Annotated in this window: 14 protein-coding genes; 11 read left to right on the forward strand and 3 right to left on the reverse strand. The window is 71.4% G+C overall.

The window, feature by feature from the left end:
- Positions 1-9: 9 nt before the first annotated feature.
- Positions 10-1422, reverse strand: a complete 1413-nt coding sequence (locus tag HQQ79_RS04120) for a hypothetical protein (RefSeq protein ID WP_173032577.1) — start codon at positions 1420-1422, stop codon at positions 10-12.
- A 138-nt stretch (positions 1423-1560) separates the two neighbouring features.
- Here HQQ79_RS04120 and HQQ79_RS04125 point away from each other — a divergent pair, with 138 nt between their 5' ends.
- From HQQ79_RS04125 to HQQ79_RS04170, 10 genes are all read left to right on the forward strand, one after another.
- Positions 1561-2283, forward strand: coding sequence for an SDR family NAD(P)-dependent oxidoreductase (locus HQQ79_RS04125; RefSeq protein ID WP_173032578.1), 723 nt, complete (start codon positions 1561-1563; stop codon positions 2281-2283).
- A 96-nt stretch (positions 2284-2379) separates the two neighbouring features.
- On the forward strand, positions 2380-3072 hold the full coding sequence (locus HQQ79_RS04130) for a DUF6766 family protein (RefSeq protein ID WP_367948054.1): 693 nt from the start codon (positions 2380-2382) through the stop codon (positions 3070-3072).
- 129 nt (positions 3073-3201) lie between these two features.
- Positions 3202-4545 carry a sensor domain-containing protein gene (locus HQQ79_RS04135; RefSeq protein WP_173032579.1) on the forward strand — a complete coding sequence of 448 codons (1344 nt, stop codon included), beginning with the start codon at positions 3202-3204 and terminating at the stop codon, positions 4543-4545.
- Positions 4542-5186 carry a response regulator transcription factor gene (locus tag HQQ79_RS04140; RefSeq protein WP_071248572.1) on the forward strand — a complete coding sequence of 215 codons (645 nt, stop codon included), beginning with the start codon at positions 4542-4544 and terminating at the stop codon, positions 5184-5186. Before HQQ79_RS04135 ends, HQQ79_RS04140 begins: the two co-directional genes overlap by 4 nt.
- A 165-nt stretch (positions 5187-5351) precedes the next feature.
- A complete protein-coding gene (locus tag HQQ79_RS04145; RefSeq protein ID WP_111056473.1) occupies positions 5352-6362 on the forward strand; it encodes a LacI family DNA-binding transcriptional regulator in 1011 nt (336 codons plus the stop codon).
- Positions 6363-6496: 134 nt separating this feature from the next.
- Positions 6497-7762 carry an ABC transporter substrate-binding protein gene (locus HQQ79_RS04150; RefSeq protein WP_173032580.1) on the forward strand — a complete coding sequence of 422 codons (1266 nt, stop codon included), beginning with the start codon at positions 6497-6499 and terminating at the stop codon, positions 7760-7762.
- A 25-nt stretch (positions 7763-7787) separates the two neighbouring features.
- Complete coding sequence (locus tag HQQ79_RS04155) at positions 7788-8741, forward strand: carbohydrate ABC transporter permease (protein ID WP_173032581.1); 954 nt, start codon at positions 7788-7790, stop codon at positions 8739-8741.
- The gene (locus HQQ79_RS04160) at positions 8738-9610 is read left to right on the forward strand and encodes a carbohydrate ABC transporter permease (RefSeq protein ID WP_173032582.1); all 873 of its coding nucleotides are present in this window, start codon (positions 8738-8740) and stop codon (positions 9608-9610) included. Before HQQ79_RS04155 ends, HQQ79_RS04160 begins: the two co-directional genes overlap by 4 nt.
- Before the next feature lie 53 nt (positions 9611-9663).
- Positions 9664-10941 carry a family 1 glycosylhydrolase gene (locus HQQ79_RS04165; protein ID WP_173032583.1) on the forward strand — a complete coding sequence of 426 codons (1278 nt, stop codon included), beginning with the start codon at positions 9664-9666 and terminating at the stop codon, positions 10939-10941.
- A gap of 86 nt (positions 10942-11027) precedes the next feature.
- Positions 11028-12710 carry a CBM35 domain-containing protein gene (locus HQQ79_RS04170; protein WP_173032584.1) on the forward strand — a complete coding sequence of 561 codons (1683 nt, stop codon included), beginning with the start codon at positions 11028-11030 and terminating at the stop codon, positions 12708-12710.
- 93 nt (positions 12711-12803) lie between these two features.
- Here the strand turns inward: HQQ79_RS04170 and HQQ79_RS04175 are convergent, their stop codons facing one another.
- Entirely contained in the window at positions 12804-13199 is a 396-nt protein-coding gene (locus HQQ79_RS04175) for a MerR family transcriptional regulator (protein ID WP_027466874.1), read from the reverse strand.
- Between the two features lie 95 nt (positions 13200-13294).
- On the opposite strand from HQQ79_RS04175, the gene HQQ79_RS04180 reads away from it, so the two are divergent.
- Positions 13295-13996, forward strand: a complete 702-nt coding sequence (locus tag HQQ79_RS04180) for an SDR family oxidoreductase (protein WP_173032585.1) — start codon at positions 13295-13297, stop codon at positions 13994-13996.
- 84 nt (positions 13997-14080) lie between these two features.
- Here HQQ79_RS04180 and HQQ79_RS04185 read toward each other — a convergent pair whose 3' ends face one another.
- Entirely contained in the window at positions 14081-14731 is a 651-nt protein-coding gene (locus HQQ79_RS04185) for an NAD(P)H-binding protein (protein ID WP_027466872.1), read from the reverse strand.
- Positions 14732-14747: the final 16 nt, after the last annotated feature.

The raw sequence follows: 14747 nt of genomic DNA on the forward strand, positions 1-14747 counted from the left end.
CAGCACCCGTCAGATGTCGAGCACCCCGTCCACCGCGCCCGACCGGTCGGCGATGTGTCCGCTGTCGATGTCCTCGTCCAGGTGCACGCCGACGTACGGCCGGTCCTGCACGTGCCCGGCATCGTCGAACACCCGGTAGCGCCGACGGAGCCGCAGGTACGGCACGGCGCTGTGCTCGAACGACACCACGACCTCGGTCGCGGGCCACTCCCCCTCGACGGTGATCTCGACGGCCCGGTAGGCGCTCGCCGACCGGTGGAGCGCGGGGTGTTCGCGGGTCCACCGGATGTCGGGTTGGTCGAGTGCCTCGAACACGCCCACGAGGTCCGCGACCGCGCGCTCCCGTGCGGCAGCGTCCAGGTCGTGCAGCGGCCAGCGCGCGCCCTCGACGTCGGTCAGGTCGAACCGCTCCGTCCACGGTGCGAGGGCCGTTTCCTGTCGGTCCTGCTCGTCCTCCCACGACGTCTCGTCCTCGTCGTTCGCGGGGCGGGACGGCAGGTCCCCCGTGGTCACGGTGGCGGGCAGGCCGCCGGTCACGTCGAGGTCGACCTCGCGGGAGACGTAGACGACGTTCCGGAACACGGACGCGTCGGGTTCCCGTCGCGGACCGGTCGGTGCGTACCGGATGGTGAGGACCGAGCCGGTACGGCGGACGTCTTCGACCAGGTGGTCGACGGCGATCGTCGTCCGGCTGCCGTCGGTCCGCACGAGCACGAGTTCGGTCGGCGGGGTCGGCTGGGGTGGCGCGGGAACGGCCGGTGCTCCCGACCGACGAGGGAAGTCGTCCTCGTCGTCGTCGGCGTCGGGTCCGGCACTCCAGGAGTAGCGGGGGCCGTCATCGTCCTCGTCGGCGTCGTCCAGCAGCTCGGGGTCGTCGTCCTCCGGCTCCTCGCCGGCCGCCAGCGTCGCCGCCCACTCCTCCGGCGACGGCCAGAACGGCTCCGACGGCGCCCACGGCAGGGTCTCCGGGTCGACGCCGTCGAGCGGGTCGTCCGAGTCCCCGTCGTCGTCCTCCGGATCCTCGAGGCCCTCGTGCTCGGAGTCCTCGTCCTCTCCCATCCACATCGACGCGTCACGCGGGTCGCCGATCCACAGCCCCTCGACGTCCGCCCCGAGCACGCGTCGATCACCGAGGTCGACCGCGCACGTCACCCCGGTCGGCGTGACGTGCACGGCGGTCCGGGACATCTCGTCGAGGTCGTCGCCCACTTCCTCGAGCGATCCGTAGACGACCCAGGCGCCCCCGTCGGTCGCGAGGACCCCGACCTCGTCGACCGCACCGTCCGGCAACGGGGCGTCCGGCCACGTCACCCACCGCACGTCGTCGCCCGTGACGACCGCCGCGACCGGTCGCGTGGCGTCCGGCACGATCGTCGCGTCACCGACGCCGACGGCGTCGATGGGCTCGAGGAAGCTGCTCATGCAGCGACCGTACCGCGGCCCTGTGGCCGGCCCGTGAACAGCCGGGAGGCCCGTGGCGGGCCCGCACCGCGCCTCCCGTCCGCCCGTTGCCGGTCCACCTGCCGGACCCGCCGCAGCCGCCGGGCGCATGATGGGCGGATGGCACGCATCCTCGTCACCGGATCCACCGACGGCCTCGGGCGGGGAACCGCCGACTCGCTGCTCCGCAGCGGACACGACGTCGTCGTCCACGCGCGCAACCGGGCCCGCGCGGAGGCGGTCGCCGACCTGGTGGAGCGCGGCGCCGAACTCGTCGTCGCCGACCTGGCGGACCGCGACGCCGTGATCGGCACCGCCCGGGAACTCGACGCCGGCACCCCGCTCGACGCCGTCGTGCACAACGCCGGCGTGATCTCCGGCCGTTCCCTGGTGCCCGTCAACGTCGTGGCGCCCTACCTGTTCACCGCGTTGCTGCGCTCGCCGGGGCGGCACGTGTACCTGAGCAGCGGGATGCACCGGGGCGGCCGTCCGCGCCTGGACACCGTCGACTGGACCGGCGCTTCGGAGACGAACTCGTACTCCGACACGAAGCTGTTCGTGACGGCGCTCGCCGCCGAGGTGCCGCTCCGACGCCCGGGCGTGCTGAGCAACGCCGTCGACCCGGGCTGGGTGGCGACCAAGATGGGCGGGGCCGGCGCTCCGGACGACTTCGAGCTCGGACACCGCACGCAGGAGACGCTCGCGACCGACCCGGACCAAACCGTGACGGGTGGTTACTGGTTCCACGGGGAGCGGCAGGAACCGCACCCGGCGGTCGCCGACCAGCGGTTCCGCACCGAACTGCTCGACGCGCTGGCGACGGCCACCGGCGTCACGCTCTGAGTCGCTGACGGACCGGCGCGACCGGTCGGGTGCTCCTGCGAAGGCGTTCGTGGCGTCCGGACCAGGATGGGCTCGACACGACGAACGGAGGACCCGGTGACCCTCGGCCTGCACAACGGATCGAGTGGGTGGCAGCGTGTGCGACGGCACGGCCTGCTCCTCGCGAACGTCGCCGTCTTCGTCGTGTGCTTCGTCGGCATGGTGTTCGCCGGGTGGCGGGTGTCCGCGGCGGACGCACTCCAGCACGGCGAGGCGGCCGTGTCGCTCTGGGGCTTCCTGACGAGCGGTGACTTCGCCGAGGCCACCTTCGAGAACTGGGAGAGCGAGTTCCTGCAGATGGGCGCGTACATCGTGTTCACGGTGTTCCTGTTCCAGAAGGGGTCGAGCGAGTCCGAGCCCCTGGACGAACAGAGCCCGCAGGACGAGGACCCCCGGGAGCACGCCGACGACCCGAAGGCCCCGTGGCCGGTGCGCCGGGGCGGGATCGTGCTCGTGCTGTACGAGAACTCCCTGCTGATCCTGTTCGCGGTGCTGTTCCTCGGCAGTGTCGTGGGGCACCTGATCGGTGGTGCGGCGGCCTACAACGAGGAGCAGCTCGAACACGGCGGCGATGTCGTCACGGCGTGGGGCTACCTGGGCACGAGCCAGTTCTGGTTCGAGTCGATGCAGAACTGGCAGTCGGAGTTCCTGGTCATCTCGGTGATGGTGATCGCCACCGTGTCTCTGCGGCAACGAGGGTCGAGCCAGTCGAAGCCCGTGGCCGCACCGACCGGGCAGACCGGGGCCTGACCGGACCCTGCTGACGACGATCGCGGGGTTTCCCCACCGACCACGGGGGGCAGCACCGGTGTGCGGACGGACCCCCGCGGCGAGGCTGGTGTCGGGCAATAAGCTCGTCACCGACACGAAGAGGTCCGCATGTACACCGCCGTCGCCACCCCGGGCGCACCCACCACCGTCCCCCGGTTCCGACCGTTCCGAGCCGTCGCCGACGGCAGCACCTGGCGGGCCTTCGCGTTCCACGCCGCGCACCTGCCGATCGCGATCGCCGCGCTGGCCTGGTTCGTCGTGGTGCTGGCCGTCGGCATCCCGGTGTCGCTGACCTGGGTCGGCCTGGTCGTCGCCGCGTTCCTGCTCGGTGGGTCGCACTGGTTCGCCGCGGTCACCCGCCGGATGTCCGCCGCGCTGCTCGGGCAGGTCGTCGTCGCCCCGGCACCGCCCCGTGCAGGTTCGACGCCGCTCGGCACCGCGTTCGCCCGGCTGTCGGACGGCCCCACCTGGCGGGCGTTCGCGTACCTGCTCGCGGGGTTCGTGCTGACCACCACCACGTTCGCCGTCTCGACCGCTGTGCTCGTGAGCGGTCTGGGCACGATGACCCACGCGGCGTGGGGGCACTTCCTGCCGGCGCAGCGGGGCGCGGACGGCGAGCTCCACAGCGGTGCGCAGTTCCTCGGCGTGTACGTCGACACCCCGCCGCTGCAGGTCGCGTTCGCGGTGCTCGGCCTGCTCATCGTGCTGTTCCTCTGGCCCGCGGTGAACCACGGGCTCGCGGCACTGCAGCGTGTGGTCATCCGCGCCCTGCTCGGTGCCACCGCCCGCGACCTGCGGCTCCGCCAGGTCACGGCCTCGCGCGACGCCGCCGTGCTCGACGCCGACACCACCCTGCGCCGCATCGAGCGGGAGCTGCACGACGGCACCCAGGCCCGGCTCGTCGGCCTGGCGATGACCCTCGGCGACGCCCGTGACCGCCTGCAGACCGGCGCCGACCCGGACGCGGTCACCGCGCTGGTCGACCGGGCGCACGCGTCGACGAAAGAGGCGCTGGTCGAGCTCCGCGCCCTGGCCCGCGGCATCCACCCGCCCGTCCTCGACGAGGGGCTCGAGGCCGCGCTGACCTCGGCGTGCTCCCGGACCCCGTTCCCCGTCGCGCTGTCGGTGGACCTGCCCGTCCGGCCGTCCCGCGTCGTCGAGGGGATCGCGTACTTCGGGGTGCTCGAGCTGCTGACGAACGTGTCGAAGCACGCCGGAGCCTCGGCCACGGCCGTCCGGGTCGGCATGCTCGGCACCGACCTGCTCGTCGAGGTCGAGGACGACGGCCACGGCGGGGCACACGTCGCGCTCGGCACCCCCGACGGTCACGGCACCGGCCTGGCCGGGGTGCTCGAACGGCTGCGCGCCGTGGACGGGGACCTGCAGGTGGACAGCCCCGCCGGCGGCCCGACCCGCATCCGGATGCGCATGCCGAGCGGAGCCGAACGGTGAGGATCGTCGTCGCCGACGACAACACGATCGTGCGCGAGGGGCTGACGTCCCTGCTGCGCGGTCGCGGGCACGAGGTCGTGCCGGTGTCGGACGGCGACGCCGCGGTGGCCGCCGTCGCGCACGGCGCGGTCGACGTCGTCGTGATGGACATCCGGATGCCGCCGACGCACACCGACGAGGGCGTCCGTGCGGCCATGCGGGTGAAGGACGTCCGGCCCGACGTCGGGGTGCTCCTGTTCTCGCAGTACGCCGAGGCGCAGTGGGCTCGGGCGCTGCTCGACGTCGCCACCGTCGGGGTCGGGTACCTGCTGAAGGACCAGGTCGCCGAGGTCGGCACCTTCATCGACTCACTGCACCAGGTCGCCGCGGGCAACGTCGTGCTCGACCCCGAGGTGGCTGCCGCACTGGTCCAGGCGCCGCGTGCCACGAGCGGTCCGCTCGACTCGCTCACCGCCCGCGAGACCGACGTGCTGCGCCTGATGGCCGAGGGTCGGTCGAACGCCGCGATCGCGGACACGCTGTTCCTGTCCGGCGGGACCGTCGAGAAGCACGTCACCGCGGTCTTCACCAAGCTCGGGCTCGAGGCGACGCCGAACGAGAACCGGCGGGTCCTCGCGGTCCTGCGGTTCCTGGCGGACTGAGCGGGGCCCTGGACGGGCCGACGGACCGGACGGGAGGCCCGTGGCCGGCCCGCCACGGGCCTCCCGTCCGGTCCCAACCACGCTGGTGCGGTAGGTTCCTGCGGAACGCAGTCCGCACGTGAGAGGGGGCGCCCGATGGCGCAGGGGCACCGCTCTCCGCCCACGATGAGCGACGTCGCCGCCGTGGCGGGTGTCTCGAAGAAGACCGTCTCGAACGTGCTGTCCGGCTACGAACACGTCTCCGTCCGTACGCGCGACCGTGTGATGGCCGCCGTCGACGAGCTCGGCTACGAGCTCAACGTCTCGGCCCGGAACTTCCGCGCCGGACGCTCCAAGGTGCTCGGGCTCGCGGTGCCGGAACTGCGGCAGGCGTACTTCGCCGAACTCGCCGACGCCGTCATCCGCGCTGCCGGAGCCGTGGGCTACACGGTGCTCATCGAGCAGACCGCGAGCGGCGTGCGCGAGGCGGACGCGATCACCCGGATGCGCGAGCACTCGATCGACGGCATCATCTACAGCCCCCTGACCGTCCGGCCGAGCGACGCCGCCGCGCTCGAGGTGAAGTTCCCCCTGGTCGTGCTCGGTGAGCCGATCCCGGACGCCCCCGTGCCGTTCATCGCCATGTCGAACGCGGACGCGCTGCGGGACGCGACCGCGCACCTGCTCGACGCCGGTCGGCGGTCGATCGCGTTCATCGGCTCCGACCCGTCGGGCCCCGTGCGCACGGCCCAGGAGCGACTGCGGGGCTACCGTGAGGCGCTCGACGACCACGGCGTGCCGTTCGCACCCGAGCGGGTGGTGCCGACCGCGCTGTGGCACCGGGCCGAGGGGGCGGCGGCTGCACGGCAACTCCTCGACGCCGGCGTGCCGGTCGACGGGATCGTCTGCTGCAACGACGCGCTGGCGCTCGGGGCGATGAGTGCCCTGCAACTCGCTGGCCGGACCGTGCCGGACGACGTCGCGGTCGTCGGGTTCGACGACATCGAGGAGTCGGCGTACTCGACCCCGGCGCTGACCACGGTGTCGGCCGACCTGGACCGCGTCGCGGCGACGGCGGTCGGGGTCCTCGTCGCCCAGCTCGAGGAGGGCGCCCCGGCGACACCGGGGGTGCTGCGCTCGCCGCACGCACTCGTCGTCCGGGCGTCGTCCGGACCGTTGCGCTCGGTCTCTGCCTGACCCGGTGACCACGGGTGCTCCCCGACCCCTTGACCGGGCGGTCGAGCACCGGCTACTGTCCACATTTACACCGGTGTAAATCCGGCATGGACGAGGTCCGCACACCGACGTGCCGGACGGATGGCAGGTTTTCGATGAAGAAGCACATCGCGGTCGTCGCGCTCGCAGCAGCGGCGTCGCTCTCCCTCGCCGGGTGCGCCGGCTCCCCCGGGTCGTCGGGTGACGGCGGCCACGTCGACCTGACGTTCTGGCACGGCTACACCGAGGCCGACGGCAAGGTCCTGGACGGCATCGTCAAGGACTTCAACGCCTCGCAGGACAAGGTCACCATCACGACCCAGACGAAGACCTGGGCCGTGATCGACGACACGATGCTCCCCGCCCTGTCCGCGAAGAAGGGCCCGGACCTCGTCGCGATGACCTCCGACCGGCTGCCGGTCTACGCGCAGAAGAAGGCGCTGGTCGACCTCAGCGACTTCTACGCCGACGATGCCAACAACACCGGGGACCTGAAGGAACAGGCCGTCGCGATGGAGCGGGTCGACGGCAAGGAGTACGGGGTGCCGAGCGGGTTCGTCCCGCTCTCCGTGATCTACAACAAGAAGCTGTTCGCAGCGGCCGGCATCGACTCCTTCCCGACCACCTGGGACGAGTGGGTCGCCGACGCGAAGAAGCTCACGAAGGACGAGAACGGCGACGGCACCCCCGAGCAGTACGGGCTCGTGCTGCCGGACCACCAGACCGTCGGCAACGGCATCTGGCCGAGCCTGTTCGCCGGCAACGGCGGATCGATCACGAACGAGGCGGGCACGAAGTCCACCATCGACTCCGCCGCGAACGCCGAGACGCTCGAGTACTGGGCGAAGGCGGTGCGCGACGACAAGATCTCGCCGACCGGTGTCGACGGCATCGCCGCGGACAAGCTCTTCACCGCCGGCAAGACCGCCATGGAGATCGGTGGCCCCTGGATGGCCGGCGTCGCCCGGGCCTCGGACATCGACTACGGCATCGCCGCGATCCCGGCGGGCCCCGAAGCGCAGGTGGCCTCGGCCATCGGCATCTCGCTCGGTGTCACGGCCCAGACCGACGACGCGAAGCAGGCCGCAGCCGAGCGGTTCCTGCGCTACTTCAACGAGCAGTCCGTCGCGACGAAGTGGGCCCTCGGGTCCGGCTGGCCGCCGCTCCGCACCGACGTGACCGCCGCGGACGTCGACGAGAACCCGACCGTCGCGACGCTCACCGGGCTGCCGGGCACCACGATCCCGCTCCTGCCCGGCGTGGTCGACAGCGCTGACGTGCTCACCGCCGTGGACACCGCGACCCAGAAGGCGATGGCGGGCGGGGACCCCGGATCGCTCCTCGCCACCGCCGACGCCGACGTGCAGTCGGCCCTGAAGTAGCAGCAGCGGCCCTCGGAGGACCCTCGTGACCACGCAGCAACTCGGCCGACGTCGTCGGTACCGACCACCGGGCCAGCTCGGCGGACGATCGCCCCTGAACGGCACGTTCCGCCGCCGCGCCACCATCGTCGGGTTCCTCGCACCCGCGATCGTCATCCTCGGGGCGTTCGTGCTCTGGCCGATGCTCTCGGCGCTCCGGCTGTCGTTCACCGACGCCAGCGGGTTCGGCGACCCGTCGTACATCGGGTTCGCGAACTACGTCCGGGTCTTCACCGACCCCGACGTCCTGCGGTCCATCGGCAACACCGCGCTCTACTCGGTGCTCTTCACCCCCGTCGCGATCGTCGTCGCCCTGGTGCTCGCCCTCGTGCTGAACCACCCGGCCCTGCCGTTCCGCGGGTTCTTCCGGTCGGCGTTGTTCCTGCCGTTCATCGTGTCCCTGGCCGTCGCCGCGTTCGCGTGGTCGTACCTGCTCGACCCGCAGATCGGCCTGCTGAACCACTGGCTGCAGCTCGTCGGCATCCGACTCGGCAACGTGCTGCAGGACCCGACGCTCGCGATGCCCACCGTGGTGCTCGTGGCCGTGTGGAAGAACTTCGGCTTCTACATGGTGATCTTCCTGGCCGGGCTGCAGGAGATCCCCACCAGCCTGTACGAGGCAGCACAGCTCGACGGGGCGAACGGCCGCCAGCGGTTCGCGAACGTCACCTTCCCGATGCTGAGCAACACGATGGCGTTCGTCGTGATCGTCGCCCTCGTCGCCGCGCTGCAGGCGTTCGACCAGATCTACGTCCTGACCGGCGGTGGTCCGTACCGGTCGACCGAGACGATCGTCATGCAGATCTACCAGTCCGGCTTCAAGGACCTCGACCTCGGGTTCGCGAGCGCCCTGGCGTACGTGCTCCTCATCGCGACCCTGCTGCTCAGCCTCGTGCAGTTCCTGTTCTTCGGGAAGCGCGGAGAGGACACCGCATCATGACCGCGCTCCCCCGTCCCACGACCGTCGTCCGACGCAGCGCGGTGGCCCGTCGACAGCCGTCGATGCGCTGGCTCGGCTTCGCAGCCGTGGCCGTCGTGACCCTGGCGGTGCTGCTTCCCGTGCTCGTGATCGTGTTCACCGCGTTCAAGCCGGCGAGCGAGGTCAACGCCTACCCGCCGACGCTGTTCCCGCACACCTGGACGCTCGACAACTTCCGGGCGATCTTCACGCAGCTGCCGTTCGGACGGCTCATCCTGAACAGCTTCGCCTTCGCCGGCGGTGTGACGGTGTTCGCGCTGGCGTTCGACGCGCTCGCCGCCTACGCCCTGGCACGGCTCGACTTCCGGGGCAGCAAGGTGCTGCTCATCGTGATCGTCGCCAGCCTGATGATCCCGTTCCAGGCGACGCTCATCCCGATCTACCAACTGGTGTCCGACCTCGGGTGGGTGAACACGTTCGCGGGGCTCATCGCTCCCCGGGCGGCCGACGCCTTCGGGATCTTCTTCCTGCGGCAGTTCTTCGTGTCGCTCCCCCGCGACCTGGACAACGCGGCGCGGATTGACGGGGCCTCGGAGTGGCGGATCTTCCGGAGCGTCGTCCTGCCGAACGCCGTCCCCGCCCTGCTCACCCTCGGCATCTTCACCTTCGTCAACAACTGGAACGACCTGCTCTGGCCGCTGGTGTTCACCACCGACCAGGACATGGGGACCATCACGTCCGGCCTCACCCTGCTGACCGGACCCGGCGGGATCATCCCGCAGGGCGTGATGATGGCCGGCGCCCTGATCGCCGTGCTGCCCCTCGCCGTCATGTTCCTGCTCGTGCAACGCCGCTTCATCGAGAGCGTCGCCAGCACCGGGCTCAAGTGACGACGACACCGCACGAGCCCGGAGCGGCCGTGCCCACCACGAAACGAGACACCATGCACTGGTCCGACGACGGCAGGCTGCACTTCGCCCTGGGCATCGAGGACACCTTCGTCCCGCAGGCCCGACCGGGTGAACGGCCCATCGACGAGTACGAGCTCACCGACCACTACCGGCAGTACGCCGCCGACCTCGGGCTGGCGGTCGACGTCGGCGCCGAACTCCTGCGATGGGGCGTCCCCTGGTACCGGGTCGCCCCCGAGCCCGGCGTCTGGGACTGGTCGTGGGTCGACGGCGTCATGGCGCGGTTCCGCGAGACCGGCCTGCGGCCCGTGGTCGACCTGCTGCACTACGGCACACCGCTGTGGCTCGACGGGCAGTTCGCCCACCCCGACTACCCCGCGCACGTCACCGAGTACGCCGCCCGGTTCGCGGCGCGGTACGGCGACGTCGCCACCGACTACACGCCCGTCAACGAGCCCGTCATCCACGCCCTGTTCTCGGGTGAGTACGGGTACTGGCCCCCGTACCTGACCGGCGCCGAGGGGTCGGCCCGGATCGCGTCCGCCCTGGCCAAGGGGTTCGTCTCGACGCAGCACGCGATCACCCGCGAACTCGGCGACGCCGCCACCTTCGTGCACGTGGACGCCGGCATCCGGTACGTGGGCGACGTCGACGCCCCGGAACACCGGGACACGGTCGCCCGCCTGCGCGCCCAGACGTTCCTGGTCGAGGACCTGGTCACCGGGGGCGTCGACGACGCGCACCCCCTGGTCGGTCGGCTCCGGTCGGGGGGCGTCACCGACGCCGACCTCGACTGGTTCCGGCAGCACGCGGTCCGGCCCGACGTGATGGGCGTCAACTACTACCCGCTGCACTCCACCGAGGTGTTCGAGGCGGGGGTGCACCACGGCGGCGGGTTCGCCGACCCGCGGCCCTACCAGGACACCGGGGTCGAGGGGCTCCGCGACGTGCTCACCACCTACGCCGAGCGCTACGGTGCCCCGGTCATGCTCACGGAGACGTGCGTCACCGGTTCGGTCGAGGAGCGCATCGGCTGGCTGGACGCGTCGGTCACGGCCGTGCGGGAGCTCCGCGACGAGGGGGTGCCGGTCGTCGGCTACACCTGGTGGCCGCTGTTCGACATGTACGAGTGGACCTGGCGGCACACGGACGCGCCTCGCCAGGAGCACCTGCTCACGATGGGCCTCTTCGACCTCGTCGAGGACGGCGCCGGCGGCCTCGACCGTCGTCGCAACCCGGTCGCCGACGCGTTCGCCGCGCAGACGCGACAGGAACGGGCCGTGGCAGCGGCCCTGTCCGCGACCCCGTGACGGTCTGGAGGCGCGGGTCGGGTCGGTCCCGCGCCTCCAGTCCGCCTCCGCGCACCACCACTGCACCACCAACCGAACGGAGCACCATGTCCCTCCGCCTCGGCGCCGCTCCGGCGCCTCGTCGACGCCGAACGCTCGCGCTCGTCGTCACCGCTGCCGCCGCCGCGGCAGCCCTCGTCGCCGGCGTCGCCGGCCCCCTCCCCGCCCAGGCGGTCACGACCGGCAACGGAGCCCTCGTGTACTCGCCGGCAGCGGGTTCCTCGTTCAACCCCGAGGGCGGCCGCGCTGCCGGCACCACCTACGCGAAGAACATCGTCCTGAAGAACAGCGGATCGGCCAACGGCCAGCAGTTCGTCACCTTCGACCAGCTCGTGCTCGAGAACGGCGTGCAGGTCTACCCGATCTACCGGAGCACGGACAACGGCACCTCGTGGAGCCGCGTCGCCACGGTCAAGCCGAGCACGCAGTTCCCGACGCTCACCCGCACCGCGCAGCCGTCGCTGTACGAGACCCCGGTCCAGCTCGGCACGATGCCGGCCGGCACGCTGCTGCTGAGCGGCATGATCATGCCCACCGACCGTTCGAGCAGCCGACTGGTGATGTACAAGAGCCTCGACCACGGGCTGACCTGGTCCTTCGTGAGCACCGTCGACACCGGCGGTCCGGCCACCTACGACCCGAGTCCGACCTCGACGACATCGACGGTGTGGGAGCCGTCCGTCGCCGTCGATGCGAACGGCGGGCTGGTCACCTACTTCTCGGACGAGCGGCAGAAGGCGAACAACGTCCTACAGGCCGTCAGCTACCGGCGCTCGACGGACGGCGGCCTGACCTGGGGCGGCCTGGTCAACGTGTCCGCACCGACCAACAAGAGCGACCGTCCGGGCATGATCACGGTGACGCGGATCCCGAACGGCAACTACGTGGCGACGTTCGAGGTCGTCAACCGGCCGAGCCAGACGAACAACACGGCGCCGGTGTACTTCAAGACCTCACCGGACGGCCTGAACTGGAGCCCCGAGACGAGCATCGGCACCAAGATCGCGCTGCCGGACGGCCGTGGCGTCGGGTCGTCGCCCGAAGTGCGCTGGGTCCCGACCGCGGGCAACGCCAACGGCATGATCGTCGTCTCGTCCAAGTGGTCCCTCGACAGTGCGGGCAACATCGACGGTGGCCAGAACTTCGTCGTGAACCGCAACCAGGGCACGGGTTCGTGGGAGCAGCTCCCGTACGCGGTGACGTACGACGCGCGGGACGCCGAGGGCGGGACGTTCAGCGGCTTCGCCCAGGGCTTCGACTCGAGCGCCGACGGCAAGACGCTGTACCAGGCGACGAACGTCGAGAACCTCACCACCACGTACAACGACGTGCGGGTCGGGTCGATCCCGATCAACGCGCAGCGGTACGAGGCCGAGTCCGCGGTCCGGAACGACACGAGCACCGTCACCCAGGCCGACGCCGTCGGTGGCGCGAAGGTCGGGAACATCAACAACGCGACGAGTTCCGTGCAGTTCACGGTGCAGGCCGCGACCGCGGGGACGTACACGGTGAACGTCCGGTACGACAACGGCACGGGTGCGACGAGCACGCACGCACTCGCGGTCAACGGGACCTCGGCCGGTCCGGTCAGCTACGCGCCGACCGTCAACTGGGGCCGGTTCGGATGGGCGCAGAAGACGGTCACCCTGAAGGCCGGCGCGAACACGCTCACCTTCACCAAGGGGACCGGGTTCGCGGAGCTGGACCAGATCCAGGTGTTCCAGCCCTGACGCCGCGCCCGCGGTCCTGGTCGTGACCGGGATGCGGACTGGAGGCCCGTGGCGGACCCGCCACGGGCCTCCCGTCCGTCCCGGGGCCGCGTCTCAGGCCGCGACCGGCTCCGCAGGCCGGTCACGCAGCGCCGGGCAGTGCTCGGCGGTGGGGTGCTCGGTGATCGCGATGACCTGGTCGAGCCGCCCCCGGACCGCCTCGAGCTCGGCCAGCTGCGCGGTGATCCGGTCCCGCTCCGCGATGAGCAGCGCGAACGACTCCGGCGTCGACTCCCCACGGTCGACGCAGGGCAGCAGCTGCACGATCGTGCGGCTCGCGAGCCCGGCGGCGAACAGCTGCTGCACGAGCTGGACCCGCTCGACGGCTGCGTCCGTGTAGATCCGCTGCCCGCTCGCGGTGCGCGACGCGGTGAGCAGTCCCTGCTCCTCGTAGTACCGCAGCGAGCGGACGCTGACGCCGGTCTCGGCCGCGAGGTCGCCGATGCGCATGTGTGCTCCGATCCGGGCTTGCCCCTGACATGGATGTGAGGTCTTAGCGTAGCCGAGCCGCTGCGGGAGACACCCGCGCGGCAGGAGGAGACACCATGGACATCGCTGGATCGGTCGCACTCGTCACAGGCTCGAACCGCGGCATCGGACGCCGCTTCGCCCTGGAGCTGCTGGAGCGCGGGGCGTCGAAGGTCTACGCGACCGCACGCCGTCCCGAACTCGTCGACGTCGAGGGCGTCGTCGCGCTGCCCCTCGACATCATCGACCAGGCCTCGGTCGACGCGGTGGCCGCAGCCGCGGGCGACGTGACGCTGCTCGTGAACAACGCCGGCATCTCGACGCAGGGCTCCCTGGTGACCGACGACCTGACCATCGTCCGGAAGGCCATGGACACGCACTTCTGGGGCAGCCTGTCGATGATCCGTGCCTTCGCGCCGGTGATCGAGCGGAACGGCGGCGGCGCGATCGTCAACGTGCTGTCGGCACTGTCCTGGTTCGCGGCGCCAGGCGCCGGTGGCTACGCCGCGGCGAAGGCGGCCGAGTGGAACATGACGAACGCCGTCCGCCTGGAGCTCGCCGACCGGGGCATCAGCGTGCAGGGACTCCACCTCGGTGCGGCCGACACCGACATGATGGGCGACTACGACGGCCCGAAGACGGACCCGACGGACGTGGCCCGTGCGGCACTCGACGGTGTGGAGCGCGGCGCGGCCGAGGTGCTGGTCGACGACTGGAGCCGGATGGTGAAGGCGTCGCTCGCCGAGGCACCGGAGCGCTTCTACGCGCAGATGGTCTGAGCGCCGCGGCGACGCGACGGACAGCTCGGGGTCGCGGCGGGAGGACCGTCGCGACCCCGTCCGTCCGTGGTCTGCCGGTCCTGGTCAGACCGCGTCGGCGCGCAGGAACTCCGCCACCGGGGTCGACCCCGTGTTGAACCGGAAGGTGTTGCCGGCCGTGCCGGGGTTCTCGACCACGTCGGCGACCACGTGCGCCACGTCACCGCGCGGCACCTGGGTGGACGAGCCGTCCCAGTCGACGGAGCCGGTCGGCTCGTCGTCGGTCAGGGTGCTCGGGGCGACGATCGTCCACTGCAGCCCCGAGTCGCGGAGCACGGCGTCGGCGATCATCTTCGACTGCGCGTACGCGAAGAAGTCCTGGTCCTGCGGGATGCCGTGGTCGAGCTGCGAGCCGGACCACGACACCATCACGTACCGGTCGACGCCGGCCTGCTTCGCCCCCTGGATCGACAGCACCGCAGCGTCGCGGTCGATGGCCCAGGTCCGGTCGACGGAACCGCCACCGGCACCGGCCGACCACACCACGGCGTCGTGCCCGCGGACCAGTTCGGCGAAGTCGTTCAGGGACTGCTGCTGGATGTCCGCGACGTGCGGTTCGCCGCCGTGCGCCCGGATCTCGTCGGACTGGTCGGCGTTCCGGATGACGGAGGTGACCGTGTGTCCGCGCTCGGACAGGATGCGGGTGGCGAGGAGTGCGACCTTGCCGTGGCCGCCGAGGACGATGACGTTGCTCATGCGCCGGACGCTACTC

Origin of the sequence: Curtobacterium sp. VKM Ac-2852 (genome assembly GCF_013205045.1) — a bacterium.
In the GTDB taxonomy this organism is placed as follows: Bacteria; Actinomycetota; Actinomycetes; order Actinomycetales; family Microbacteriaceae; genus Curtobacterium; species Curtobacterium flaccumfaciens.